We start from the raw sequence: 3,029 nt of genomic DNA, 5'->3' as shown, positions 1-3,029 counted from the left end.
CCGTCCAGCACCGTTTTTCCTTCTTCTTCCGTCGGTTATGGACCAAGATGCCGGCGCTCCGGCTGGAAGATCCGTCGGATATGCATTAGCGTTATTAAAAAGCATAGCTCGCAATACCGGGGCCTACAGCTCCGTCACGAATGACGGGCGACTTGTCGCCAATGCGCCCAACGGGAGTACAAGCCCGGAATGACGGTGACGGTTTAGGGCGATTGAGCGTGAGCGGCGACTGGCTCCCACGCTCCAGCGGAGAGCAAGGGCAGCGTGAGCGGCGACTAGCTCCCACGCTCCTGCGTGGGAGCAAGGGCGGACGCTCCAGCGTCCCGAGCGCGCTGCGTCGGCGACGGCGCCGGAGACACGCGGCGCTGGAGCGTGGGAGCGAGCCGGGACGATGCGCTAAGGATGCGAGGTTTCGATTCCATTCGATTCCATTCGATTCGATTCGATTCGATTCGATTCGATTCGATTTTGATACCGATTTCGATTTCGATGAAGCGGCGGTTGAAGCTGGGCGTTCGGGGATGAGTTTTCTCTTCTCTCGTCTTCTTCTCTTCTCTGCGCCCTTGCGCCTCTGCGCGAGACATCTTGCATTCCACGATCCCATCACCCAGTGCAGGCCAAGCAGTGAAGATCATTCAGATTCCCAGGCGCTTCGTCGCCGACGAATGGGGCGGCACCGAGACGACCATTCTCGAGACCAGCCGGGCACTGCGGGCCGCCGGGCACGACGTCGGCATCTTCACGAGCCTCGCGCTCTCCGACACCCGCCGGGAGCTGATCCGCGACGTGCCGGTCAGGCGCTTCCCGTACAGCTATCCGTTTTGGGGCCTCACGGACGACAACCGCCGCGACATGGACAAGAAGGGCGGCAATCTCTTGTCCTTGTCGCTGCTGTGGGCGCTGCTGCGCGAGCCCGGCGTAGACCTGCTGCACGCGCACAGCGGCAAACGGCTCGGGGCCGCCGTGCGCACGGCGGCAAAGCTCCGCGGCATTCCGTACGTCATCACCCTGCACGGTGGCCACTTCGTGGTGCCGCAGGGCGAGATGGACCAGATGCTCGCGCCGATCCGGCGCAGCGTCGAATGGGGCCGCCTGTTCGGCATGGCCATGGGCTCGCGCCGGGTGCTCGAAGACGCCGATGCGCTGCTCTGCGTCGGCGGCGACGAGCTGGCCGCCGCCCGCGAGCGGCTGCCGGGGCAGCGCGTGGAGCTGATGCCGAACGGCGTGGACTGCGACACCTTTGCGCAGGGCGACGGCGATGCCTTCCGCCGCGCCTTCGACCTCCCGCCGGAGCGGCGGCTGCTGCTGTGCGTGAGCCGCATCGACTACCAGAAGAACCAGATCGCGCTGGTGGAGGCCCTCGGCCGGCTGCTGCCGACGCACCCGGACCTGCACCTCGTGCTGCTCGGGCCGGTGACGGTGGCGGGCTATCGCGAGCGGCTCGACGCCCGCATCCAAGCCCTCGGCCTCGGCGAGCGCGTGACGCTGATCCCAGGGCTGCGCTCCGACGACCCGCTGCTCGTCGGCGCCTTCCACGCGGCCGAGGTGTTCTGCCTGCCGTCGCTGCACGAGCCCTTCGGCATCGTCATCCTGGAGGCCTGGGCCGCCGGGCTGCCGGTGGTGGCCTCGCGCATCGGCGGCATCCCGTCCTTCACGCAAGACGGCGTGGACATCCTGCATGCGGAGCCGGGTGACGCCGGCGCCCTTGCGGAGCGGCTCGCGCTCGTGCTGGCGGACCCGGAGCTGGCCGGGCGCCTCGCGGACGCCGGCCGCGACAAGGCCCGGCGCGACTACGACTGGCGCGCCATCAGCGCCCGGCTGCTCGACCTCTACCGCGAGTTGGTGGAGACCCGGCGCGGCGCGGCATGACCTGCGCCCCCGCGGCCACCCCGCCGGCCTGCGCCGCCTGCTGCTGCGCATAGGCGGCCATGGCCATGCGCTGGCGCTTGCGCCGCTTCGCGGCCAGGACACGCTCCGTCTCTACCCGTGCCAGCGCGCAGGCAAAGCCGCCGAACATGAGGTAAGTAAAGGTGAGCTGCGTCTGGCGCCAGTTCCATTCCAGCTTGCCAATCAGCATCGCAATGAGGAAGCCCGCCAAGAGCCCGGCGGCGAAGACGCGCTCGAACCCGTCCTGCCGCTTCACAATGAAGCGCAGCAGAATGAAGATGAACCCCAGCATCATCAGCACGAACAGCCACCGGCCGATGACGCCGAGCTCCGCATAGTGCAGCCAATAGATGTGATGGGCGAGCCCGCCGTGGTCGATGGGCGGCAAGGTGTCCCTGAACTGCTCGATGTAGCCGGTGCCGAAAGAATAGTTATTGAGGCCGATGCCGAGGAAGTGATGATCGCCCATGTGCTTGGCGACTTCGTTGAATAGATCACGGGCCTCGGCGGACTCGGGCGGAGCATTCTGGAAGCGTTCGATGATGGGCGGCAGCACCACCGCGAGCGCCGGCAGCGCCGCGAGAATCATGATGCCGATGGCGGCAAACTTCTTGCCGCGCTTCTTTCCGGGCTGCTGCAGCCCGAGCAGGATCGGCGTGATCATCGCGTAGCCCATCACCATCGTCACCATGCCGCCGCGGGACAGCGTGGCGACGCTGGTGAGCGAGCCCGCGCCGAGCGCGGCCCAATAGATGAGATTCTTTTTGTCGAAGAGCTTGTCGCTGTCCCCCATCAGCATCGCGAAGATGATGAAGTTCATGAAGTTCTGAAAGGTCACCAGGGAGTTCTGGTGGTCGAACGAGCCACGCGGCGGAAACACCCCGCGCTGGTACTTGTCCAGCAGCACGCCGATGAAGCTGTAGAAGGTGAGCCAGATCACGCAATTGACGACGAAGCGCAGGTCCTCATCGTCGCGGATGTAGTTGTACGCAATCCAGAACAGCACATAGCCGCGGACCAGCCGCGTGACGCCGAAGAACGCGAACTGCGGGATGATCGCCCAGGCAACGGACGCGGCGCACCAGCCGAAGTAGAGCCACATCGTGACCTCGTTCGGGTGCCGATAGTGGAGCTTGTGCCGC

The 3,029-nt window shown here is 66.0% G+C and carries 3 protein-coding genes; 2 read left to right on the top strand and 1 reads right to left on the bottom strand.

Annotated elements, in window-relative coordinates; genetic code table 11:
- Positions 1-193 (top strand): hypothetical protein (locus tag ML01_RS30385; protein ID WP_216819295.1); only part of this gene is annotated, 193 nt, incomplete at its 5' end.
- A 431-nt stretch (positions 194-624) separates the two neighbouring features.
- Positions 625-1,869: a glycosyltransferase family 4 protein gene (locus ML01_RS26485; RefSeq protein ID WP_058558361.1), complete on the top strand. Its 1,245-nt coding sequence runs from the start codon at positions 625-627 to the stop codon at positions 1,867-1,869.
- Here the strand turns inward: ML01_RS26485 and ML01_RS26480 are convergent.
- Positions 1,808-3,029, bottom strand: a 1,222-nt coding sequence (locus ML01_RS26480) for an O-antigen ligase family protein (RefSeq protein WP_058558360.1), incomplete at its 5' end; no start/stop codon positions are given. The genes ML01_RS26485 and ML01_RS26480 overlap by 62 nt on opposite strands.

The organism is Thiohalocapsa sp. ML1 (genome assembly GCF_001469165.1).
GTDB lineage: Bacteria > Pseudomonadota > Gammaproteobacteria > Chromatiales > Chromatiaceae > Thiohalocapsa.
Note: the sequence above shows the minus strand (reverse complement) of the source record. Positions and strands in the feature narration are given on the sequence as shown.